The 22,763-nt window shown below is 70.6% G+C and carries 17 protein-coding genes; 10 read left to right on the top strand and 7 right to left on the bottom strand.

All coding sequences use genetic code 11. From position 1 onward, the window contains the following. Positions 1-26: 26 nt before the first annotated feature. Both ACFVBH_RS39665 and ACFVBH_RS39660 read right to left on the bottom strand, forming a co-directional pair. Positions 27-812, bottom strand: a complete 786-nt coding sequence (locus tag ACFVBH_RS39665) for a hypothetical protein (protein ID WP_379011729.1) — start codon at positions 810-812, stop codon at positions 27-29. Positions 813-935: 123 nt separating this feature from the next. Further along, entirely contained in the window at positions 936-1,478 is a 543-nt protein-coding gene (locus tag ACFVBH_RS39660) for a lipoprotein LpqH (RefSeq protein ID WP_354985963.1), read from the bottom strand. A 147-nt stretch (positions 1,479-1,625) separates the two neighbouring features. On the opposite strand from ACFVBH_RS39660, the gene ACFVBH_RS39655 reads away from it, so the two are divergent. The 5 genes from ACFVBH_RS39655 to ACFVBH_RS39635 all read left to right on the top strand — a co-directional run bounded on the left by ACFVBH_RS39655 (position 1,626) and on the right by ACFVBH_RS39635 (position 8,541). After that, positions 1,626-3,092 (top strand): hypothetical protein, encoded by a 1,467-nt coding sequence (locus tag ACFVBH_RS39655; RefSeq protein ID WP_379012145.1) that lies wholly within the window; start codon positions 1,626-1,628, stop codon positions 3,090-3,092. After that, the gene (locus tag ACFVBH_RS39650; protein WP_379011716.1) at positions 3,089-4,123 is read left to right on the top strand and encodes a hypothetical protein; all 1,035 of its coding nucleotides are present in this window, start codon (positions 3,089-3,091) and stop codon (positions 4,121-4,123) included. The genes ACFVBH_RS39655 and ACFVBH_RS39650 overlap by 4 nt, the downstream gene beginning before the upstream one ends. A 7-nt stretch (positions 4,124-4,130) precedes the next feature. Next, entirely contained in the window at positions 4,131-5,645 is a 1,515-nt protein-coding gene (locus ACFVBH_RS39645; protein WP_379012142.1) for a tetratricopeptide repeat protein, read from the top strand. Next, positions 5,642-6,913 (top strand): CHAT domain-containing protein, encoded by a 1,272-nt coding sequence (locus ACFVBH_RS39640; RefSeq protein ID WP_379011711.1) that lies wholly within the window; start codon positions 5,642-5,644, stop codon positions 6,911-6,913. The genes ACFVBH_RS39645 and ACFVBH_RS39640 overlap by 4 nt, the downstream gene beginning before the upstream one ends. Positions 6,914-7,113: 200 nt before the next feature. After that, positions 7,114-8,541, top strand: coding sequence for a DUF1254 domain-containing protein (locus tag ACFVBH_RS39635; RefSeq protein ID WP_379011704.1), 1,428 nt, complete (start codon positions 7,114-7,116; stop codon positions 8,539-8,541). 121 nt (positions 8,542-8,662) lie between these two features. On the opposite strand, the gene ACFVBH_RS39630 is transcribed toward ACFVBH_RS39635, so the two are convergent. Continuing rightward, positions 8,663-11,698, bottom strand: coding sequence for a LuxR C-terminal-related transcriptional regulator (locus ACFVBH_RS39630; RefSeq protein ID WP_379011699.1), 3,036 nt, complete (start codon positions 11,696-11,698; stop codon positions 8,663-8,665). Between the two features lie 518 nt (positions 11,699-12,216). Between ACFVBH_RS39630 and ACFVBH_RS39625 the strand changes: the two genes are divergently transcribed. After that, on the top strand, positions 12,217-13,539 hold the full coding sequence (locus ACFVBH_RS39625) for a serine hydrolase domain-containing protein (protein WP_379011695.1): 1,323 nt from the start codon (positions 12,217-12,219) through the stop codon (positions 13,537-13,539). 5 nt (positions 13,540-13,544) lie between these two features. Here the strand turns inward: ACFVBH_RS39625 and ACFVBH_RS39620 are convergent, their stop codons facing one another. Then, the gene (locus ACFVBH_RS39620; RefSeq protein WP_379011689.1) at positions 13,545-14,972 is read right to left on the bottom strand and encodes a DUF1254 domain-containing protein; all 1,428 of its coding nucleotides are present in this window, start codon (positions 14,970-14,972) and stop codon (positions 13,545-13,547) included. 230 nt (positions 14,973-15,202) lie between these two features. Between ACFVBH_RS39620 and ACFVBH_RS39615 the strand changes: the two genes are divergently transcribed. Then, the gene (locus ACFVBH_RS39615; RefSeq protein WP_379011684.1) at positions 15,203-15,877 is read left to right on the top strand and encodes a DUF3159 domain-containing protein; all 675 of its coding nucleotides are present in this window, start codon (positions 15,203-15,205) and stop codon (positions 15,875-15,877) included. A 24-nt stretch (positions 15,878-15,901) separates the two neighbouring features. Here the strand turns inward: ACFVBH_RS39615 and ACFVBH_RS39610 are convergent, their stop codons facing one another. Both ACFVBH_RS39610 and ACFVBH_RS39605 read right to left on the bottom strand, forming a co-directional pair. Beyond that, entirely contained in the window at positions 15,902-16,486 is a 585-nt protein-coding gene (locus tag ACFVBH_RS39610) for a QsdR family transcriptional regulator (protein WP_354985970.1), read from the bottom strand. After that, entirely contained in the window at positions 16,483-17,448 is a 966-nt protein-coding gene (locus ACFVBH_RS39605; RefSeq protein ID WP_379011675.1) for a patatin family protein, read from the bottom strand. Before ACFVBH_RS39605 ends, ACFVBH_RS39610 begins: the two co-directional genes overlap by 4 nt. 125 nt (positions 17,449-17,573) lie before the next feature. Between ACFVBH_RS39605 and ACFVBH_RS39600 the strand changes: the two genes are divergently transcribed. The 3 genes from ACFVBH_RS39600 (at position 17,574) to ACFVBH_RS39590 (ending at position 21,668) form a co-directional block, all read left to right on the top strand. Further along, on the top strand, positions 17,574-18,737 hold the full coding sequence (locus ACFVBH_RS39600; RefSeq protein ID WP_379011671.1) for an acyl-CoA dehydrogenase family protein: 1,164 nt from the start codon (positions 17,574-17,576) through the stop codon (positions 18,735-18,737). A gap of 9 nt (positions 18,738-18,746) precedes the next feature. Next, entirely contained in the window at positions 18,747-19,877 is a 1,131-nt protein-coding gene (locus ACFVBH_RS39595) for an acyl-CoA dehydrogenase family protein (protein WP_354985973.1), read from the top strand. 321 nt (positions 19,878-20,198) lie between these two features. Beyond that, entirely contained in the window at positions 20,199-21,668 is a 1,470-nt protein-coding gene (locus ACFVBH_RS39590; protein WP_379011662.1) for an NAD-dependent succinate-semialdehyde dehydrogenase, read from the top strand. Positions 21,669-21,719: 51 nt separating this feature from the next. On the opposite strand, the gene ACFVBH_RS39585 is transcribed toward ACFVBH_RS39590, so the two are convergent. Further along, complete coding sequence (locus ACFVBH_RS39585) at positions 21,720-22,325, bottom strand: TetR/AcrR family transcriptional regulator (protein ID WP_379011656.1); 606 nt, start codon at positions 22,323-22,325, stop codon at positions 21,720-21,722. Positions 22,326-22,763: the final 438 nt, after the last annotated feature.

Here is a 22,763-nt window from a genome sequence, read left to right as displayed (position 1 = left end):
GGCGCTCGGGGTTGGTGGTGCGGCGGTTACGCGGCGTTCAGGGGCAGGGAGATGACCAGCTCCCGTTCGTTCTCGGGCAGGTAGTGCACCCGCACCACCCGGCCGATCTGGACCTGGCCTACCTGGCTGGTCGGCAGGAACTTCTCGGTGCGGGCCTCGAACATGCTGCCGTCGGGGCGGGTCACCAGCAGGGTGAGATCGAGGCGGGGGTGGCCGTCGCGGATCTCGCCGGGCACCGACAGCGACCGGACCACCGCCTGGGCGGGGACACCGCGACGGGCGATGTCGAGCTTGGCCGGGGTGGTGATGCCCTTGCGGACCATGGCCGCGTTCATGGCGTCCTGGGCGGCGACCGCGTCGCCGGAGTGGTCGATCTCGACCCGGTCGGTGCGACCCGGCAGATACCGCACCGGCAGCACCACGCCGGGGCGCAGCAGCGCCAGTTCGGTGAGCGGCACGATCATCTTGGCGTGCGAGGGGAAGACCTTGCCGTCCACGGCCTCCACCCGCAGATCGATCCGCACCTGCGGCTGATCGTTGAGGGTGACGCCGGTGTGGCCGATGCCCTGCACGGTGCCGAGGCCGATCAGGCCGTTGCGGAATTCCGCGCTGTTGTTGCCGGTCAGGGCGGACATGATGCCGTCGCCGGTGAAGGCGAAAGCCATGGGTACCACGGTGAATCCGATGATCGGCAGGGCCATCTGCCAGCCGACCCAGCCGAAGACGTCGTCGGAGGTGATGCCGTGGAACAGGTAGTAGGCGATGGACAGGCCCAGGAAAACGAGGGCTCCGACGCGGATCTGGTTCTTCATGATGTCCTCGGGATCGGTGCTGATGTTCGGGTTGGGGGAGCCCGCTCGTGCCCGGCCGGGCACGAGCGGGGTGGAGCCGTCGGAGCGGTGACCGCGTCGGGCGGCCGGTGGAAGGTGTCTGCCTCAGGAGCCGACGATGTCGGAGCAGGCGAAGGTGATCTCGAACGTGGAGTTCTTGACCCCGGCGGTCGGGTTGGTCATGTCCGGGGTGCCGACGCCCTCGCCGGTGACCTTGTAGGTCTTGCCGTCCTTGACGACCTTGGCCGAGCCGCCGGGCATCCCGTTGCCGTAGCCGATGGCGTAGGGCAGGCCGTTGTCGCCGCCCTTGCTGCCCGCGATGCCGACCGCCTGCACGGTGCTGTCGTCGGTCAGGGTGGCGCTCACGGTGAGCTGGCCGTAGGTGGCGTTGGCGGTGTCGGTCAGCGCCAGGGCCAGGGTTCCGCCCTGCTTGACGCAGGTGGTGTCGAACTTGCCGTCCAGGGCCTTGCCGTCCACGGTGGCCGAGGACTTTCCGGCCGGTGCGGTGTTGCCCGGGGTGGAGGCGCCGGTGGCGGCCGAGGTGCTGGTGGTGGAGGTGCCCGAGTCGTCGCTGCAACCGGTGACCAGGAGGGCGGCGGTGGCGGCGGCGGTGAGGGCGGCGGCGATGCGAACGGACTTGGTGTTCATGGTGTTTCCTCGATCTTCCGGTGTGGCTCCCCGGTGGAGCCGATGAGAGAACCGTAGAAACCGACCGCTGCCCTACCGATACCAACTTTCGGTGCGTGATCGGGGTGCGAACTCCGCTAACCTGGGCGAATGCGACGACCGAGGGCGATGGTGCTGGACGAGGTCTGGCGCCGCCTCGACGGTGTCCAGGCACTGAGCGGACCGCACGGCGGGCCGTTGCGCCGCACCGTGAACCTGATTCTGGATCCGCTGGTGATCCGGCCGGTGCAGAATCCGCTGTGCGCGGGCTCGATCCTGAGCGCGGACGGCGCGGTGCTGCTCACCACGCGCCTGCTCGCGGCCGCGGATGTGCTGTGCGCGACCGCCGCCTGGTTCACCCTGCTCAAGCAGGTGCGCCGGGCGCTGCGCATCACCGAGGGGAACGCGCAGGACCTGTATTTCCAGCGCTGCTTCGAATTGGCGACGGTCTCGGGTCTGCCGGATCCGGTGCGCGACAGGGCCGCGGCCGAGGCGGCGCTGCGCGAGATCCACGACATGACCGCCGGGCGGACCACCCAGGCGCTCAAGGAGTATCTGGCGGATCCGGAGCAGGCCCGCGAGCTCGGCGAACTCATCGCGACGGCGTGGCGGCGGCGGCCCCTGAGCCCCGATCCGGATCCCACGGCCGCGCTGGCCGAACTGCTGGAGGCGTGCGCGGCCGGTCGGCTCGGCGAGCCCGAGCCCGAGGTGGACATCGACGATCTGGCCGCGGCCTACGTCGGCACGCACAGCGGAATCCGGCTGTGGCGCGCGGAGAACGGCGACGCGGCCCGGGAGCTCGGGCTCACCGCGCACGAGTTGCCGCGGCCGCCGGGGGTGGGCGGTTCGGCGTCCAAGGCCAGCCTGGGGCTGCCCTTCGACCGGACCATTCACGAGCGCGTGTTCACGGTGTTGCAGGCGTCGAGCGAGCGCGCGGAGCTGCCGCCCATCCCGGAGCTGGTGACCGCGGAGGTGGCGCGGGCGTGCTCGCCCTGGTCGTTGCTGGACGAGTCGCTGCGCGTGGCCGCCGCGGCCGGGTCGGTGCTGGCGGCACAGCTGCGGCCGATCGACTCCGACCGTGCGGGCGAGCGCGACCGGTGGCTCGCCGGTGCCGAGATGTGCGTGCCCCTCGCGACGACTTCGGTGGTGGGCGGCGATCTCGGCGTGGCCCCCGCGCCGCTGGACGGTATGCGCGCGACCGATGGCGAAGTGATTGCGGTCCACGGTGATCGGGCTCTCGGCAGCGGGACTCGGCGAGCGGAGTCGGCGGCCGCGCGGGTGATCAACGCGCGGTGGCAGCGGGAAGCGTACGTGCTGCAGGCGCGGCGGCTGGTGGTTCGGGCGGAGGGCGCGAGCGGGCCGCTGGAAACGATCGCGGCCGAACTGCGCGTGCCGTGGCGGGTCTACTCGCGGCGGTTGTGGGTGCGGTTGCACGGGCGCGACGTGCGGGAATTCCCGGTGGACGCGCCCGATGAGCTGTGGGACGTGCTCGACGGGGTGGCGAGATCGGTGATCCTGGACCACCGGACCCGCGTCAAACGAGCCCTGGCGACAACCGAGATCGCGGCGGAACCGATGGAATCGAGGGCGGGATGAGCGAGGTGATGATTCGGCGGCTCGCGGACGGGCTGACGGGCATCCTGCCGCCCGGCGCGCCGACCGTGCTCGACGCGGCGGCCGACGTGGACGTCATGGTGCTGGAGGTCGCGGGCGGCCACCTGTCCTGGAACGTGCTTGCCCCGCAACAACTTCCGTCTGCGGTGATCGACGATGCCGAGCTCGCGCAGCAGTGGGTGTGGGCACTGTACGGCGAAGCGCTCGCGCTCGCGCTCGACGCGTCGGCGCGGACGCCCGAGCGTGAAACGCCGGTGCACGGCGCGGAGCCGGGGCAGCCCGCGCTCGCGGCGAGCGCGCGGCGGCTGGCCTACGCGCACTGGGCCTCGCGCTGGTGGCCCGCCTCGACCATCGACGCGATTCCGCCCCTGGATCCGGAAGTGCTCGACCGGGATATCGCCGCGCTCACCGAGGAATGCGAGTTCCTGGTGGACGGCGCCGACGCCGTCGCGCCCGCGGTGCGGGCACCGATCGACGCACTGCCGCGCGCGGCGGACTACGCACTCGCCGCGGGTGCTGAAGGCGACGGTCCCGGCGCGCTCGTGCTGGCGCGGGGTCGCGGCGGCTGGGATTGGCGGTACTGCCCGCCCGGGCTGGTGGACGCCTCCGAGCGGGCGGTGTCCTGGCGCGTGGTGCGCGAGGACGGGGCGACGACGGTGGCGGTCAGCGCGGCCGCGGCGCCGGAGGCCCCCGCCGATGTCGCGGCGTACCTGCGGCCCTGGGCGCGCATCGATTCCGGCGGCACGCTGGTCGAAGCCGCCCTGACGCCCAGCGGCGGGGCGTGGGTCGGCGCTGCGGCGGTGTCGTCCGCCGGTGCGCCGGTGCACGTCGATATCCACGTGCCGGGCTTCGGCATTCGCACCGGGGACGCCTCGGTGGACCTGCGGTCGCGGATCCGTGACTTCGCGGCGGCGCGGCTGCGGCGGGCGGTCGGCGTCAGTGCCGACGGGCAGGGGTCGGATGCGCCGCTGCTGGCCGAAATCGCCGCCGCCGCCGAAGATTCGGACTTCTGACGTGCCCATGGCCAGCGGTGCGGGACCCGAGGAGTCGCCGGCGCTGCGGGCCGGGGCCGAGGCGATGGTGCGCGGTGATCTGCGCGAGGCGCTGCGCATCTTCGACGCCGCGGTGCTGACCGAGAGGGGTGATTACGCGCTGTGCGCGCTGGTCGACGCCGCGTGTGTCACCGATCAGTTGGGCGAGCACGCCGAGGCGGTAGCCCGGTTCCGGGAAGCGCTGGCGCGCATGCCCGACCACGCGCCGCGCATGCGGCCGGTCGCGCTCATCAACCTGTCGCAGGCCCTGCAACACCTCGGGGATCTGGACGGTGCGCAGGACGCCATGGAGCGGGCGCGGGCGGAGCTGGCGGCCCCGGACGCGCCCGTTGATCTGCGCTTCGCCGGGCTGGTCTCGGCCACCGCATTGGCGCTGCACCGGCAGCAGTGGTCGCGTGCGATCGAACTGGCCAATGAATCACTGTCCGCCGCGGAGCATTACGCGCCGGCGCAGGCCGGGCACCCGCTGATGAACCTGGCGGCAGCGCATTTCGAGACCGGGCGCTGGGAACTGGCCGAGGATTTCGCCGGGCAGGCGCTGGCCGCGTTCTCCGCGGCCGGGGACAGTTCCGGGGTGGCCGAGACGACGCAGAATCTGGCCATCATGCATTCGCGGTCCGGTCGTTTCGACGAAGCGGAACGGCTGCTGCTGGCCGCGCAGAAGTACTTCGACGAGACCGGGGTCGCCTATCGGGCCGGGATCGGCTGGAAGATAATGGGTTTCATCGCCGAGCAGCGCACCGACCTGAACCTGGCCGAGACCCGGTATCGGCAGGCGCTCGCGCATTTCGAGGAGTCGGGCGCGGTCATCGATGCCGCCGATGTCCGAACTCGTTCGGCCATGGTCGCTTTCGCCGCGCACCGCTACGCCGACGGGGAGCGAGCCTTGGCGGACGCCCGCGCCACCTACGCCGGGCACGGTCTGGGGCTGCATTGCGCCCAGCTGGACCACTGGCACGCCGGGCTGCTGGAGCCGCTGCTCGAGGCCGATCCCGCCCTGCTGCCCCGCGCGGTCGATCTGGCCGTTCCCGCCGCCCTGGCCCTGGACGCGGTGCGCTACGAACTCCCCGACGGCCCGCAGCGCGAAACCTGGAGCCGCCGCATCGCCGACCCCGCGCTCCGCGTCGCCTTCCGCTACGCCTATCTCGCGGGCGACGCCCACCTGATCGCCGACCTCATCGAAACCAGCTGTGTCGGAACAACCCTCGACATCGGTCGCCTCGCCGCCACCCCCGTGCAGGCCCCCCATATGAACCTCCTCGAACCCATGGCCGCCCCGCCGCCGCCCACCGCGGCCATCGCCGACGCCCTGCACCTGGGCAGCGCGCTGGCGGCCGTGGCGGCCGGCGCGGGGCTGCCGGTGGCGCCGCCCCCGTACGTGGCCGTCGCCCCCGACGGCCATCTGGCCCTGGCCGCCTGGATCGCCGCCGCCGAGCAACGCTACGGCCGCCGCCTGCGCGACGAGCGCGTGGTCCGGTCGTGAACGGCGCTGCGGCACAGCCGACGGCGTACGTGCGGATGGCCGATGCGGGGGAGCTGTTCATCACCTGGCGGTGGGTGGATCATCCGGCCGGTGCGGGGATCGGGGTCGTGCCCCGGGAGCAGGTGGAGGCGGCGGTGGAGCGGTTCGCGGCGGCACTGCCCGCGCCGGGGGAGACCGGTGGGCTCGAAAACGTCTTGGGTACGGGGGAACTGGCGGAGTTCGCAACGGAAGACGCGCTGGCTCAGTTTCTTTCGGCGACGTTTCTGCCCTATCAGCTGGCGGTGCAGCTGTACGAGTTGTATACCGCCGGGGTGCGGCCGCGACTGCGGATCCAGCCTTCGCCGCGCGTCGCGCAGATCCCGTGGGAGCTGATCGCCCCGGACGCGGGTCTGCGGCTGGTGGAGATCGCCGACGTGAGTCTGCTGGCCCCGGCGGGGATCACGCAGGCTCCCGCCCGGGTCGCGCGGAGCTGGGAGAGCGAGCGCGAGTTGCCGGTGGTCGCGGTGCTCGATCCGCGCGTGCCCGGGTTCCGCGCCGACTCGGTTCTGGGCTCGGTGCTGGGGCGGATGGACGTGGCCGCCCCGCTGGCCGCACTGGTCGCGGGCCACGCCGCCGTGGATCGGCTGGTGCCCGCGGTGCGCGATCCGCTCGAGGCGTTCCGCCGCACCGATCTGGACCGGAACTGGCTGGGCGAGGCGCTGCGCACCGGAGCCTCCCGCCTGTTGTACGTCGGCCATGTCACCGCGGCGGCCCCGGAATCCGGGCGCAGCGAATCGGCCACCCTGCATCTGGCGTGCACCGCCGACACCCTCGGCTTCGCGCCCGTCGAACGTGATCACCGTCCGCTCTCGGCCCGGGACCTGCTGCTGGGCACCCACACCCTGTCCGACGACCCGCGCAGCGGCCCGCAGCTGTGGCCCATTCCCAGCCGCGTCGCCCTCATCGCCTGCGAGAGCGGCGGCGACCTGCGCTTCGGCGAAGCGCTGGGCCTGGTGGCCGCGATGCTCACCGGCGGAGCCGAACTCGTGACCGCCGGCCGCTGGCCCCTGCCCACCGATCTCGCCTTCCAGCGTCTGGGCGGTGCGCCGGCGACCAGCCGCCCGTTGCAGGACGCCGTCTGCGCCATCGACGCGGCCCACGAGGAGCCCGACCCGGTCGCCGAAATCAACGACTGGCAGCGGTCTCGCCTGGCCGCCTGGCGCGACACCGGCGAGATCGAGTGCTCGCCGTTGATCTGGGCGGCCTTCGCCACCATCGACGCGCGCTGAGCGGGCCGGTAGTGGCCGGGGTGCGCTGCGCCGTGCCCGCGAAACGAAAGATCACCCTTGACGTGTGAGGTCCCACGGGCCCGGATCGGGCAGCGTGGGGAGTCCGTGCCCGGCGATCGCCGGGGGCGGGCGAGTCAGCTACGCACTGTGCCCGATCCGATGCCGCACCGGCTGCGGTTGAGACAGGGGAGTACATGGTTATGAACAGGTTTGGAGCCTTTGCGGGCCGTCCGCTGGTACGGGCCGCCGCCGTCGGCCTGTCGCTCGCGATGGCGGGTCTGACGCTGGCCGCCTGCGGCGGTGATTCCTCGGACTCGGATGCGGGCACCTCGAGCAGCGCCGCCGCCGACGACCAAGCCGCCATCGCAGCCGACGCCTACGTCTTCGGGTATCCGCTGGTGCTCATGGACGCCACCCGGGCCGCAGCGGGCGAGTCCAACCGGTTCAACCACGCCGATGCCCTGCCGACCCCCGCTGATCGCCAGGTGGTTCGCCTCAACCTGGACACCCTGTACTCGCAGGCGTGGTTCGACCTGAAGGCCGAGCCCATGATCCTGCAGATACCGGAGATGGACAGCGATCGCTACTGGCTCATGCAGATCCTGGACGCGTGGACCAACACCGCGCACGATCCGGGCAACCTCGATCCGCAGGTGGGCTCGGGCGCGAAGACCGGCCCGTTCACCTACGCGGTCACCGGTCCCGGGTTCGAGGGCACGCTGCCCGACGGGGTCACGCAACTGAAGATGCCCACCGATATGGCCTGGCTGCTTGGCCGGGTGCAGGTGAACGGCGAGTCCGATGTGGCCGCGGTGCAGGCAATTCAGGACCAGATGAAGCTGGTTCCCCTGAGCCGGTGGGTGGCCGGCGATCAGGAGAATCTGCCCGCAGGGCAGCCCGCAGACAAGACGAAGAACCCCTCCCAGCAGGTCTCCCAGATGTTCGCTCCGCAGTTCTTCGCCACCCTGAACGACCTCATGACCGCCAACCCGCCCGCGGCCGCGGACGCCGACGCCATGAAGCGGTTCGCCGAGATCGGCGTTGCCCCCGGGGGCAATACCGACAAGACAACACCCGACGTGCTCAACCAGGGTGCACAGGCGGGGACCAAAGCGATTGCCGCGTACACCGATCCGGGCCGGAAGAACGAGAACGGCTGGATCTTCGGCACCGATATCGGCACGTACGGGACCAACTACGCGTTGCGCGCCAACACCGCCATGCTGGGCCTGGGCGCGAACCTGCCCAAGGACGCGGTCTACCCGACGCTGTTCGTCGAGCCCGCGGGCGGCGGCGCAAACGGCAAATACACCCTGCATTTCGAGGCCGGAAAACTGCCGCCCGCCAAGGCATTCTGGTCGATCACCGCGTACGACGCCGACAGCTTCCTGGTCGCGAATCCGGCGAACATCTACGCGGTCGGTCATCAGGTCCCGGTGACCGCCAATCCCGACGGCTCGGTGGACATCACGGTCCAGGCCGCCGATCCGGGTTCGCGCGTGCCCGCCGGAAACTGGTTGCCGATACCGGAATCGGGCAAGTTCTCGCTCACCATGCGGCTGTACGCGCCGGAGAACAGCGTGATCGACGGCAGTTGGCAGCCGCCGGCGTTGAAGGCCGCTTCCTAATTTCGGTGCGCTCGCGTCCCCGGGTGGCTTCGGTTGCCCGGGGACGTGCCGTGTTCCGGGCCGGACGGCCGGATGAGTGCCGCCGCGGTCCGGGCGGGGAGCACCGAATACGACCGCCGCGCTACAGAATTCCGTGCTGCCGGGCGCGATCCAGCGTGTCGCCCCGGGTGTTGGTGCCCAGCTTGGCGTAGATGCCCCGCAGGTGCGTCTTCACGGTGTTGACCGACACTCCGAGATCCTCGGAGATCTGCTGCGCCGTGCGCCCGGAGGGCAGCAGCCGCAGTACCGACAACTCGGTCCTGGTCAATACCGGCCCCAGCCCGGCCCGCCCGGCCCCCGGATGCGCCCGTACGCGATCGGCGAAAGCGTCGAAATGGCCGAACCTTCCGGTGTATTCGTCCAGCAGTGCCAGGGCGCCGGGCACGTCCAGGAACGGCCGGACGAGCCCCTCTCCGACCCCGCGGCGCAACGCCTGCTCCAGGCTGTGCCGGACCCGCCGCGCGTGCCCGAGTCTCTCGGCCGCGCAGGCTTCGAGCAGCCACGCTGTCACCGCCGTGACCGGATGCACCTCGGGTCCGGCGTCGAGGACCGGAACGAGCAGTGCCCGAGTGGATTTCGACCGATTGCCGATCTCGGCGATGGCGGCGCGCGCGACCGCGACCTCCGCCGTGTCGCCCACCGCCCGCTCGGCCCGCTCCACCAGTTCCTGGGCCAGCCGGGGTTCATTGACCCCCAGCAGCACCCACATCGCCGACGGCAGCAGTTGCCCGCCGGTCACCGCCGCCGCCCCGCTCTCGAGCAGCCGGAACATGCTGTCGCGCACCGCTTCTGCCGCGGCGTGCCGGTCCGCTCCCGGATCGTGAAAAGCCACCAGGCAGGCGACGGCCCGCACGTGCCGGTCGATCCACGACCCGCTCTCGTCCTCCGAGTGTTCGCCGTGCCGGCGGGAATCGCAGGGCGGAGAGAGGGTCTCGCACTGCCGATATCGGCGCTGCACGGCGACTCCGCTCACCCGGACATCGCCGTGCGACGGTATGCCCGAGCCCGGATCTGCGCTGTCGAGCAGAGGCGCGCCGCGCGAAGGGACGGTGTGCACGGGGTGCTCGGAATGGCCCGAGCACCGGTGGACCGGTGTTGCGCCGGGCCAATGTGGGTCGTCCTGGCAACGAGCGACGAGGCTGCCCACACCGGCGATGCCTTTTCCGCCGAAGTGCGATCGTGCCGCGGGTCGGGAAGTGTCGCCGTCCGGCAACTCGGCGTGTGACAGGTCCCCGGCGGGACACGGGGTGGTGCGGTCGCGTGCCGGTGTCGTGCCCTGCCAATGGTGGGCGAGGGCGGCGAGGGCGGCCGCGTGCGCCGCATCCGGGGTGCACGTGAGTTCGTGGTCGGCGGCGCGAAGCCGCGCGCGTTCGGCGCGGGTGCGCACGGTGGTGATCTCGCCGGCGAGACCGGCCGTCAGGGACAGGCGGGTCATGGCCTGCAGCGCGAGCCGGTGATGGTCGCGGCGGTCGGCCAGGGCGAGGCAATGGCGCAGTGCGCGTTCGCTTTCCGGGAGCCGGCCGTGCAGGGCGAGCGCGGTCGCGAGTTGCAGGGTGAGGTAGCAGTCGATGTCGGGCTGTCCGGTCGGCGCGAGGTCTTCGGCGAGGTCGGCCGCGGCGTCCGAGCCCGCGCAGGACCCCTGCCGCGCGGGTGGCCGTTCCGTTCGGGCCGATGCCGGAACAGCCCCGGATCGCCGGAGGCCGTTCGCGATGTCGGCTTCGAGAGCGGCGGCCCGGGTCAGCGACCGCAACCAGGAGAGCGGGGCGACCGACGGTGCGTCCGTGCGGGCGTGGACCAGGGCCGAATAGGCCGCGCCCGCGGCGATTTCGCCTCGGGACAGGGCATGGACGGCGCGCAGGAGCCAGACGTAGCTGTCGTCGGTGACCGCCGGTCCCGCGGATTCGAGGGCGCACAGGAGGGCGTCGCCGTGGCCGTCGAGCACCAGGGCGAAGGCGTGATCGCGCAGCAGGTTCCGCAGCCCGTCCGTGTCCTGCGCGGCCATCAGGTGCGGCAGCGCGGGCAGTGGTTCCCCGGCGGCGAGCAGCCGGACCGCGCTGCGGCGGTGCAGGTCCGGCAGCAGCTCGGGATGGATGCGACGGGCCTGGGTCCGCAGGTGATTCCGGAGCACGGGGTGGAACTCGAACCAGACTCGATTCCCGCGCGCCTGCCGGGTGATCGGGAAGCCGGCGCTTTCCAGTTCGGCCAGCTGCTGTGCGGCCTCTGGGCCCGCGAGCTCGGTGGCGAGTTCGTCGTCGCAGGCGTCGGGTATGGCGGCGCGGGTCAGGAAAGCCAGTGCGCCGGCGCTCATATCGGCTAGCAGTTCGGACTGCAGGAAATCCGATATCGCGCGGACGGGGTGGGCCGGGGTGGTGAGCGCGGCGGCTCCGCGCCCGTCGTGCGCGGCCAGATGCTGGGCGGTCATGCGCACCAGCGCGGCCCAGCCCCGGGTCAGCGACGTGATGGCACGCAGGTCACCGTCGTCCGGGACGTACCCGTGCTGTGCGCAGATCGCGCGCACCTGCACCGCGTTCAGGGCCAGCTCATCGGGACCGACGCGCACGAGGCGGCCGCGCAGCTCGAGCGGGTGCCAGCGCAGGGCGGGCACGCGCCGGGCGGCGACCACCACCGTCAGGTGCGGGGGAGCCTGTGCCAATAGCTCTTCCAGCGCGGCGAGCGCCCCCGGCGCGGTGATGCGATGGGCGTCGTCGAACACCAGCACCGTCGGCCGGACACCATGCGCGAGTGCCGCGTGGATGTCGTGCGGGGCAGCCGCTTCGGTCCGGACGGGTAGGTCCGCGCCGAGCGCGTCGTGAACGGCCGCGTACAGCGCCGCCGCGGAGTCCAGACCCTCGTGCGCGGTGATCCACGCGGTCGCGAGGTCGCCGCCGCGAGTCCGGCTTTCGTGGTCGAGCCAATCCGCCAGGATTACGCTCTTTCCGGTGCCGGCCGGTGAGCAAATGATCAGCACGGTGGGACCGAATTCGGTGACGCTCGCGCTGAGTCGCTGAAACACCGCGGTATGTGCCACGGGATGAAAGGCGAGCGTCTGCTTTTCCAGTTCGTGCCGCGACAGATGAACCGTTGCCGGGTGTGGATCGACCCGTTCGGAAATGGTCACCGAGCCTCCCGGGGCTGCCGTAAATGCATATAAGCAATTCACTAGCAAACACAACGTACCGGACTTCGGCTCGATCTGGACGTATGCCCGACCGGGTATTCGGGCTCGCCCGTGCACGAAACCATCCCTGGCGGGTGAAGCGCACACCCTCGCCGATACGGCACAGTCGAACCGCGACACCGTGCCGACCCGCCCGGAGAATGGGACGCATCCGACGTTCCTCGGCGGATTTGCTGCGCGGGAGCGGTATTGCCGACACCATGGGAGCGAACGGCATCGTCGTAGCCGAGCCGGAGCCGGCGACCGTGCTCGCGAGCGCGGTCCAGCTTCCCCCAGGCCCCCCGGGCCCGGTGTGACCCACCGGGTTCGGGGTGAATTCCCCGTTCGGAATGCCGCCGCGTTCCCCCGGAATCACCGCCCCGAGAATCAGCGCCCCGACAATTCGGGGGTTACGAAAAGATAACGGCGAGTTGCCGTTTCCGATCTGACCGAAGGGAACTTCGGGCAGAGGAGACGGTGTGCGGCGAACGATGACGGCTCTCGCGGTGGCGGTGATGACGGTGGGAACGCTGTTCGCCGGCGTCCCCGCCGCGCAGGGCGAACCCGGGCAACTACGGCAGTGTTCGGTCACCTCGGGCCGCCAGCCCGAGTCCGCCGCCCCGGAAGCGGTCGGCCTGGATTCCGCGGCGCTGGACCGCGCCCTGGAATTCGTGGCCGATCCCACCCGGTTCACGGTGTCGATCTACCGGAACAACTGCCTCGTGGGCAGTGGCCCCACCAACGCGCAAGCCGGGGGCGTGGCCTGGAATCTGTGGAGCAGCACCAAGAGCGTGGTGTCCATGGTGGCCGGTATCGCCGTGGACGCCGGGCTCCTGCGGGTCACGGACCCCATCGACCGGTATCTGCCCGCCGGGCTCGGCGACGCGGAGCATCGCGCGATCACCGTGCGCAGTCTGCTGACCGAATCCTCCGGGATGGAGGTCGCCGTCGCCTCCGAGGGCGTCACCGGCCTGATCCAATTGGATCCGAACGTGGTGGCGCAGGCCCTCGCGATGCCGATCATCGCGCCGCAGGGCACGAAGTGGCAGTACAGCCAGCGTGCGGTGGATCTGCTCGCCTTCGTGGTGCAGCAGGCGGTGGGGGAGGATTTCCAGACCTTCGCCCAGCGGGAACTGTTCGACCCCTTGGGCATCGAACGCGGCGACTACTACTGGGCGCGTGATCGCAGCGGCCACACCTACGGGTACGCGCATCTGGTCATGCCGCCGGACGATTTCGTCAAACTCGGGCTGCTGATCGCCAATCGCGGCGACTGGGCGGGCACGCGGGTGATTTCCCGCGCCTACCTGGACGAGGCGACCACCCCGGCGGGCACCAACGACTGCTACGGCTACCTGTTCGTGGTGAACGGCCCGGGCTGTGACTCGATCTTCCCCGGCCTCCCGTCCGACGCCGTGCAGATGTCGGGAATGATGCGGCAGGACAACAACATCGTGCCCAGCCTGGGGCTGCTGGTGAGCTGGACCGGCATCACCGTTCCCGGCGGCGCGGTCAGCTTCCCGCACGATGCCATGCGGGCGCTGGGTGCCGCGTTCCGCGACCCGGTGCTGGCCGATCCGGGCCCGTACCGCCCGGTGCCCGATGTCAGCCTCGCCGACCCGTACATATCCAATCCCGAAGCCACCCTGGCCGCGCTGGGCCTGGGCCGCATGGCCTATCCGGGGTGCGGGTTCCTCACCTGCCTGGACAAGCCGCTGGCCCCGCCGGTGTCGGGGTGGCCGCCGGGCTGCTACATCGTGGGCTGCTTCGGCACGGATCCGGCCACCCCGGGCATCCGGTAGCTCGGTCAGCTCTCCCTGGTGAGCGCGGGCGGCTGCCAGTTGTCGTCGAGCGCGCGTGACTGCGGGGCGTACAGGCGCATGCTCAGCGAGAACTTCCCGGTGGCCGGAATGGGCAGCCAATTGCCCTGCGGCACCGCCGAACCCGGGTCCTCACTCTGGACGGCGAGCTCCACCGTGCCGTCCGGGCCGGCGACGACCGGGATATCGTGGCCGATCGAATAGATCTGCGCGGCGTTCGGCACCAGGTAGCTGTCCGCGTCGTAGGCGGTGATCGACCAGAAGGCGTCCACGGGCGGGAGCTGACCCGGCGCGAATCGCAGCCGGTAGCGCAGCGGTACGCCGTTGTCGTCGGCCTCGCCGCCGATGCTGGGGTACAGGGCGTCCTCGGCGAGATTCGCGCCCAGCGCCTGCACCGCCGTGCGGGCGCGCAGTGCGTAATCGGTGCCATAGGTGCCGAGATCGGTGCTGTAGGTCCAGCCGTTCACCGATTCGGCCTTCGGGTCGCGATAGGCCGGAATCGCCGTCTTGCCCTGTGCCGCACCCTCGTTCAGCACATCGGCGGAGAGCGAATCGACCGTCGCGCCGGGCTTCACGCCGATCTTGGCGAAGCGTTCCATGGCGGGTGCGTCCGCGGGGGCGGGCGGATTGGCCGCCATGAGCGCGCAGAGCCTGTCGAAGAAAGCGGGGCCGTCCATGGCCGCCACCTGCGCGGGCGGCGGGGTGGCGGCGGGGTCGATCGACAGTGGCCGCCCGGGGGAATCGGTCTGCCCGGCCAGCCAGGCGCCGAGGGGCACCAGCTTCAATCCGGCCTGCAGGGCAACGACATTCGGCACGTCCTCGGGACCGTTCACCTGAATCCGGCCGATCACCCAGGTCATGTCGGTGGTCATGGCCAGCCGGGTCATGCCTTCGGGCGTCTGTCCGCTCCACTGCGGGCCGGTCAGCAGATAGGTGTACGGGGGAGCCTGCACCCCGGCGTCGGTCTGCGGGCGCACACTGCTGGGATTGTGCGCGGTGTTGCTCCAGGCGTCGAGCACCTGCATGAGCCAGTACCGCTCGGATTCCATTGCGGGCACCTGCAATACGAGCGGCTCCGCCCGCAGATCCAGCCACGCCTGGGAGTACAGGGTGTCGAGATTGAGTCGCACCACGAAGCGGTCGGCGGGCGTCGGCAGCGCGGTGGCGTTCATGAATTGGTTCGGCGCGCCCGAGGCCGCGCGGGTGGCGTCCATGAGCACCAGGGGATAGCCGAAGGTGTAGGCGTCGGACGCGACATCCTTGGGGTCGTCCGAGGTGGTGGTGCCGGGGGTGCCGGAGCTCGAGCCGGAGTCCTCGCCGGATCCGCAGGCGGCGAGTCCGAGACCGGCGAGCGCCACCGCGCCCATGCCCAGGATTCGGCGGCGGGAGAGCGGTGGCGTGGTTGGAACCTGCACGTCGTACTCCTTCGATCCGCGTGACCCCCGACTCCCGGAGCTTAACTAGACATTTGCTGAATCGGTCTCATCCGGTCGTCGTGCGTCGCGCTGTGCCCCGGGTCACGGGATTGAGAATCAGCGAGACCGGTCATATCGGCTTGGCCGACAACCTCCGGCTTATTACAGTGAGACTGCAATAGTGATCTGGCCGACGACAACCTCCGGCGACCGGCGAACAGGAGAGGACCATGCGAATCGAGACCAGTGAACGCTCGGGAGCTGCCGAGATGTGGGGAAAGTTCCGGGCGCTGGGCGGTCCCGGGCATCTGCTCGACGGGGCCGCTCCCGCGATCGGCTTCCTCATCGGCTACTCCGCCGCCGACGCGAAGAGCGGTGTGCTGATCGCGCTCGCGGTGGCCGCCTTCGTCGGGCTGTACCGCCTGTTGCGCGGCGATTCGGTCAAGACGGTGACGATCTCGCTGCTGGTCGTGGTCGTGTTCTCGATGTTCGTGGGCATCACCGGCGAGGGTCGCGGCTTCTATCTGCCGGATCTGCTGATCTGCCTGTTCTTTTCGGTCGCCTTCGGTCTCACGCTGCTCACCGGCCGGCCGCTGAGCCGCTGGGCCTGCCGCCGGATCGGCCTGGAACCGGCCGAGCACGCCGACCCGCGCGCTCGACTTCTCCTGCACCGCAGGGTGACCGGGGCATGGTTCGCCTTCTGGGCGGTACACCTGGTGATCATGGTCCCGCTGTACGCGGCGAACAAGGTGGTGCTGCTCGGCTCGGTCGCGCTGGTGCTGGGAAAGCCGGCGCTGGTGCTCATGCTGGCGGTCACCTGGCTGTGGGTGCGGCGCTCACTGCGGGACGGCAGAGAACCGGCGGAAAGCCTTGCACCCGAGCGGGTTTCGGCTCGCAGCGCCTGAGAGTCGCGACGGCGGCGGGCGTGATCAGGTGCGCAGCAGCGCCGCCTGCACCTGGCGCAGACGCTCCACGTCGCCCCGGAATCCCGCCACGGCGTCGTTGTACAGGAACGCCTCCCACAGCCGGACCAGCGCGTAGGCCAGCGTCTCGCGATCGAGGGGCGGGCGGTAGCCCTGCTCCTGCGCTCGCGCGATGAGCTGGGACACGATGGCCACCACCGGTTCGTGCACCGGACCGTCACTGCGGGTAATGAGTCGCAGCGCCGCGGTCGACTCGTTGTCGAAGTAGGTGCGCAGCGAATCGTGATCGACCAGCCACTGCACGGTGCGGTCCAGGATCTCGCTCAGCCGCGTCAACCCCGTACTGCTGGTTCGGCGTTCCACGTGCGCGACCATGCGATCGAGCTGGTGCACGATGACCGCGCCGAGCAGCCCGTCCCGGGATCCGAACCAGCGGTAGATGCTCGCCCGGCTCACCCCGAGCTGGGCGGCGACGGCGTTGACGTCGACCCGCTTGCCCGCCACGAACATGTCCGCGGCCGCGCGCAGCACGTCGTCGCGGCTGGCCGAGGCCGGTCGGCCCGGCGACCTGGTTCTCTCCGGGCGCGTCACGTGGAAATCATAGGGGTGAGGTAGTCGGCCAGGGTGCGCGCGGTGACCTCGCGGCCCAGGCTCAGCGCCCGGGTGAGCAGTTCCGCGCCGCGGTCGGTGCGGCTGATGTCCGGGGCATTGCGCGGGGGCCGGATCTGCAGCACCGCCGGGTGATCGGTGAATTCCCGCTCGTCCGCCAGCTGTCGCTGACCGTGCCCCAGCCACGGGCCCACCGCGCCCGGCGCGCGCCGGGACAGGTAGCGGGCCACCACCTGGTTCTCCAATGCCGAAGGCGGGCGCGCGATCTCGTTGTCGCGCCGAGTGCGCAGCACCAGCACCCGGGTCGCGCCCTGGGCCAGTGCGGTGCGAATCGGCACCGCCTCGGACAATCCCGCGTCGACGTAGCGCCGCGCGCCGATGCGCACCGGCTTGCCCGCCAGGATCGGCATACAGGTGGAGGCGCGCAGCGCGATCTGGATGGAACGTGAATCGGTCAGTCCGGCATGCAGATCCACGGCCGCGCCGGTGTCGGCGTCGGTGGCGATGGGATGGAAGGTGATCGGATTGGCCAGGATGGCGGGGAAGTCCATGGGCACCAGCCGTTCGTACACGGTGTGCACCAGATACCGGGTGTCCACGACCGGGCCGCCGCGCAGCGCCCGGATCGGTGAGATGACGCGATCGATGACCTCGGGCGCCCAGGCGCGCTCGGAGTCCCGTGCGCGCCCGCACAGCAGCCACGCTCCGTTCAGCGCACCCGCCGATGCCCCGTACACCGCGTCGAAACTCGGCAGCACGCCCAGTTCCTCGAGCGCCATCGCCATGCCGTGCGAGAACGCGCCGCGGGAGGCGCCGCCCTCGATGACCAGGGCCAGCCGATGCGGGTCGCGGCGCTGGCCGGGCAGGCTGCCGGTGCGATGGCGATGGCCGATCAGTTCGCCGACGCCGAGGGCGTCGTGCGCGGTCCGGTCGTCGTCCGGCATGGTTCTCCTCCTCGAGGCTATTTGAGACATTGCGCTATCTGTGTATCGTATCCGTCGATGACGGGGTCCACCCGGGTAGCCGCATTCGACGCGGCCGGGATGGCCACGAAACTGGAGGTCAAGGCATGAAATTGGCGCTCACCGAGGACGAGCTCGCGTTTCGTGACGAGCTGCGCGCGTTCTTCCGGAGCGAAATCCCGGCCGATATCCGGAACCGGAATCGGCACGGGCAGGAGCTGAGCAAGGACGACATCGTCACCACCCAGCGCATCCTGAACCAGCACGGATTGGCCGTGCCGAACTGGCCGGTGGCCTGGGGCGGCCGCGACTGGTCGCCCGTGCAGCGCCACATCTGGCACGACGAGTTGCAGCTCGCCTCGGTCCCCGAGCCACTGACCTTCAACGCCAACATGATCGGCCCGGTCATCGCGCACTTCGGCTCGGAGGAACTCAAGCAGCGTTTCCTGCCCGCCACCGCCAATCTCGACATCTGGTGGTGCCAGGGCTTTTCCGAGCCCGAGGCCGGTTCCGACCTGGCCTCGCTGCGCACCACCGCCGTGCGCGACGGCGACCACTATGTGGTCAACGGCCAGAAGACCTGGACCACGGCCGCCCAGTCCGCGGACTGGATCTTCTGCCTGGTGCGCACCGATCCGGGCGCGCCCAAGAAGCAGGCCGGCATCTCCATGCTGCTGTTCCCGCTCGACACCCCGGGCGTCACCGTGCGGCCGATCGAGCTCATCGACGGCTGCCACGAGGTCAACGAGGTCTTCCTCGAAGACGTGCGCGTCCCGGTGGAAAACCTGGTGGGCGCGGAGAATCAGGGCTGGACCTACGCCAAGTTCCTGCTCGGCAACGAGCGCACCGGCATCGCGGCCGTCGGCCAGAACAAGGTCCGGCTGTGGCTGGCCAAGGAGCACGCGCGCCAAACCCGGCTCGGCGCCGGCACCATGCTGGACGATCCGATCTTCGCGACCCGCATCGCCGAACTCGAGAACGAGCTGCTGGCACTGGAATTGGTGCAGCTGCGAGTGGCCTCGGGCTCGGCCGACGGCAAGCCGAACCCGGTCTCCTCGATCCTCAAACTGCGCGGCACCGAACTCCAGCAGGCCGTCACCGAACTGCTGGTCGACATCGCCGGTCCCGATTCCCTGCCCCGTGAGGGCGACACCCCGGACTGGGCGCGCCGCAGCACCGCCACCTACCTGAACTACCGCAAGACATCGATCTACGGAGGCTCGAACGAGGTGCAGCGCACCATCATCGCCTCGACCATTCTCGGATTGTGAGGCAGCGCCATGGATTTCGATCTCACCACTGAACAGGAAATGCTGCGCGACACCGTGCGCGACGTGCTGGCCCGCGGGTACACCCCCGAACGGCGCACCGAGGTCATCGGCACCGAACTCGGCTGGGACCCGCAGCTGTGGCGCACCTTCGCCGAGATCGGCCTGCTGGGGCTGACTTTCGCGGAGGAGGACGGCGGCATGGGCGCGGGCCCGCTGGAGGCGATGCTGGTCTTCACCGAGATCGGCCGTCGCCTGGCCCCCGAACCCCTGCTCGACTGTGCCCTGTTGCCCGGCGGGCTCATCGCGCACGTGGGCGCGGACGCCCAGCGCAAGGAATTGCTGCCCAAGATCGCCGACGGCGCTGTGCGCGCGGCGTTCGCGCACAACGAGCCGGGCGTGCGCTGGCCGTCGCACGAGATCGCCACCCGGGTGGTCGCCGACGGGGAGAACTGGGTTCTCACCGGGCGCAAGAGCACCGTGCCGCACGGTGATTGCGCCGAACTGCTGATCGTGAGCGCGGCCCTGCCCGAGGGCGGCGGCACCGCCCTGTTCCTGGTCGACCCGGCCGGCACGGGCGTGCGGCGCGCCCCGTACCGCACCCACGACGGGCAGCGCGGCGCGGACATCGAGTTCGACGGTGTGCGCGCCGAATCGCTCGGCGCGGCCGCCGATGTCACCGATGTCATCGATTCCGCCCTCGCGCACGCGCAGGCCGCGCTGTGCGCCGAGGCGATCGGGGCGATGGAGGAGTCGCTGCGGCTCACCGCGGAATACCTGAAGACCCGCAAGCAGTTCGGGGTCCCGCTGCGCTCGTTCCAGACCCTGACCCAGCGGGCCGCGGACATGTACGTCTCGCTGGAACTGGCGCGCGGCATGAGCATGTACGCCTCCATGTCGCTGGCGGACGGCGTCGCCGATCCGGTGGTGGCCTCGCGCGCCAAGCTCCGGGTGGGCCGTTCGGCCCGGCACATCGGCCAGGAATCGATTCAGCTGCACGGCGGCATCGGCATGACCGCGGAGTATCCGGTCGGGCACTACACGGCCCGGCTCACCGCCATCGAGCATTCGCTCGGTGACTCCAGCGATCATCTGCGCCGCCTGGGCGGCCTCGTCGGCGACCACCAGATGGTCGAAATCTGACACGAAACCGCCCACGCGGCAACGGCTCCCGGCGGCGCCACCGGCACCGTCGGATCGCCGGCGCCCGGTGCCTCGAGCACACTGCCTACGCCCGGCCGGACTGCGCGGGCCGCACCGTCGTGGGCAGCTGTCTCGGTTCGGCGGTGCCATCCCGGGACGTCGCGCGCTACGAACACATCTCGCGGGCGGGGCTGCTGCCGGGCGAGAAGCCGATCCCCGCGCGCATCGCTCCGACCCAGATCAACGAGGCCATGAACCTGCTCGCCGACGGCGCGGCCGTGCGAGGGTTATTGTCTTCGACCACGGCGACAAGGAGATTCGATGACGACCGCGACCGTCCCGCGGGGCATCGGCGATGCCCTCACCGACCTGCCCGTCGGTCACTTCATCGGTGGTCACTGGACCGATGACCCGACGCTGCAGCCGGTGGAGAATCCGGCCACCGGCGAGATGATCGCCGCGGTGGCCGATGCCGACGCCGGCACCGGCATGGCCGCCCTCAACGCGGCGGTGGCCGCCCAGGAATCCTGGGCGGCAACGCATCCGCGCGCCCGCGCCGATCTGCTCATGCGAGCCTTCGACCTGCTGCACGAGCGTGCCGATCGCATCGCCACCCTCATCACCCTGGAGATGGGCAAGCCGTACGCCGAGGCGCGCGGTGAAGTGGCGTACGGCGCGGAATTCCTGCGCTGGTTCGCCGAGGAGGGCGTGCGCGGGGGCGGCGACTACTTCCGCGCCCCGGCCGGTGATCAGCGCATCGTGGTGACCCGCCAGCCGGTCGGCCCGGTGTACGCCATCACCCCGTGGAACTTCCCGCTGGCCATGGCGACCCGCAAGATCGCGCCGGCGCTGGCGGCCGGGTGCACCGTCGTACTCAAGCCCGCGCCCCAGACCCCGCTCACCGCACTGGAATTCATGCGCGTGCTCGCGGACGCCGGACTCCCGGCCGGGGTGGTCAACTGCGTGACGACCTCCAATGCCGCCGAGGTCTCCACCCCCATCATCACCGACCCGCGCCTGCGCAAGCTGACCTTCACCGGATCCACCGTGGTCGGGCGGCTGCTGCTCGCCCAGGCGTCGCGGCGGGTGCTGCGCACCTCCATGGAGCTCGGCGGCAACGCGCCCTTCGTGGTCCTGGAATCCGCTGATCTGGACAAGGCGGTCGCGGGTGCGGTGCTGGCGAAGATGCGGAACACCGGCCAGGCGTGCGTGTCGGCGAATCGTTTTCTGGTGCACGAATCCCTGGCCGCCGACTTCGGCGATCGCCTCGCCGCGGAGCTGTCCCGGCTGCCGGTCGGCGACGGTCTCGCGCCGAGCACCCGGGTCGGGCCACTGATCGACAGCGCCGCCGTGGACCGGGTCGAAGGGCTGGTGCGCGATGCGGCCGAACGCGGCGCGCAGGTGCGGACCTGCGCCGAGATCGGCTCGGGCCCCGGCTACTTCGTGGCCCCGGCGGTGCTGACCGGCGTCGATCCGGAATCGCGGGTGTGGCGCGAGGAGATCTTCGGGCCGGTCGCGCCGATCCGCACCTTCGCCGACACCGAGCAGGCGCTGGCCGCGGCCAACGACTCCGAGGCCGGTCTGGTCGGGTACGTCTACGGCGAGAACCTGGGCGAGACCATGCGATTCGCCGAAGGATTGCAGACGGGTATGTGCGGGGTGAACACCGGAATCATCTCCGAGGTGGCCGCGCCGTTCGGCGGGGTGAAGGCTTCGGGTCTGGGCCGTGAGGGCGGCAGCGCGGGTCTCGACGAGTATCTCGAAGTCAAGTACATCGGGGTCGCGCTCTGAGTGCTTGCGGCTAGCTCATCGTGCGGGCCCGGGCACGCACGATCAGCGCCGTCATCCCCGCTGGGAACCGTTGGCGGAGAACAGTGCTCGCAGCGCCCGATCGACGGCCCGGGACGCGCTGCGCTGCGTCAGCCCGCGCCGCTCGATCAATTGATGCCGGTATGCCCAGCCCACCGTCGCCTCGACCAGGTCCAGCAGTTCCTCGTCGCGTGCGCCGTCACAGGTCAGTTCGGGCTCGAACACGAGTCCCAGCGCGTCACGGATGCGACTGTCGGTCAGTCGCATTCGCGCGTCCAGCTCCGGGATCGTCTGTGACTCCAGCAATCCCAGCAGGCGCGGATTGCGCTGGGCGGCGAAGATCAGTTCGGCGCGCTCGAGGACCGCCTCGATCCGCCGCTCCAGCGGCAGGCTCGGATCCGGGGTCGCGATGAGCGACTCGACGTATTCGGACTGGGTCTCGACCGCGGCCAGGCGCAGGTCGTTGCGGCCGGGGAAGTGCACGAAGATGCTGCGCTCGGAGACGCCCGCGCGCTCGGCGATGTCCTTGGAGGTCGGGGCGAAGGTGCCGTCCTTGACCGCGGCGAGCAGGGCCTCCACGATCGCCGCGCGGGTCTGTTCGGGATTGCGCCGCCGCCGCGCGGCCGTGCCTTCGCTCATGCCTGCATCCGATCACAGAGCCACCCGATATCGATGACGGGGGCGGTGGTGGATTCCGTCACCACTATTGCAGTCTAACTGCAATAGTAGATAGAGTGGCGATTGCGGCTAACTTCTGGACTGTTCTATCTGGATGGTTGAAGATCCGATATCGCCCGCTCTATGCGGCATTCGGTGCCGCGCGTCAATCGTTATCGATATATGAGCGAATACTCCGCAACTAGCTGCTTGGCTGGGCGTGTGACCGTGTGCGGGTGTTCGTGCGAGCCGAAGAGGAGACCGAAGTGGTCGACGGTGGACAGGTCAATCGTGGTCCGGAACAGGGGCGGGGCCGAGTCTCGCGGCGCGGCATGCTCGGCGTCGGCGCGGCGGCACTGGCCGCGGTGGGTGCCGGCGGCGCGCTGACCGGCTGCGGCTCCGACGACGAGGTGAACCCGT

The sequence above is a fragment of the Nocardia sp. NPDC057668 genome, assembly GCF_042799795.1.
Classification (GTDB): domain Bacteria; phylum Actinomycetota; class Actinomycetes; order Mycobacteriales; family Mycobacteriaceae; genus Nocardia.
Note: the sequence above shows the minus strand (reverse complement) of the source record. Positions and strands in the feature narration are given on the sequence as shown.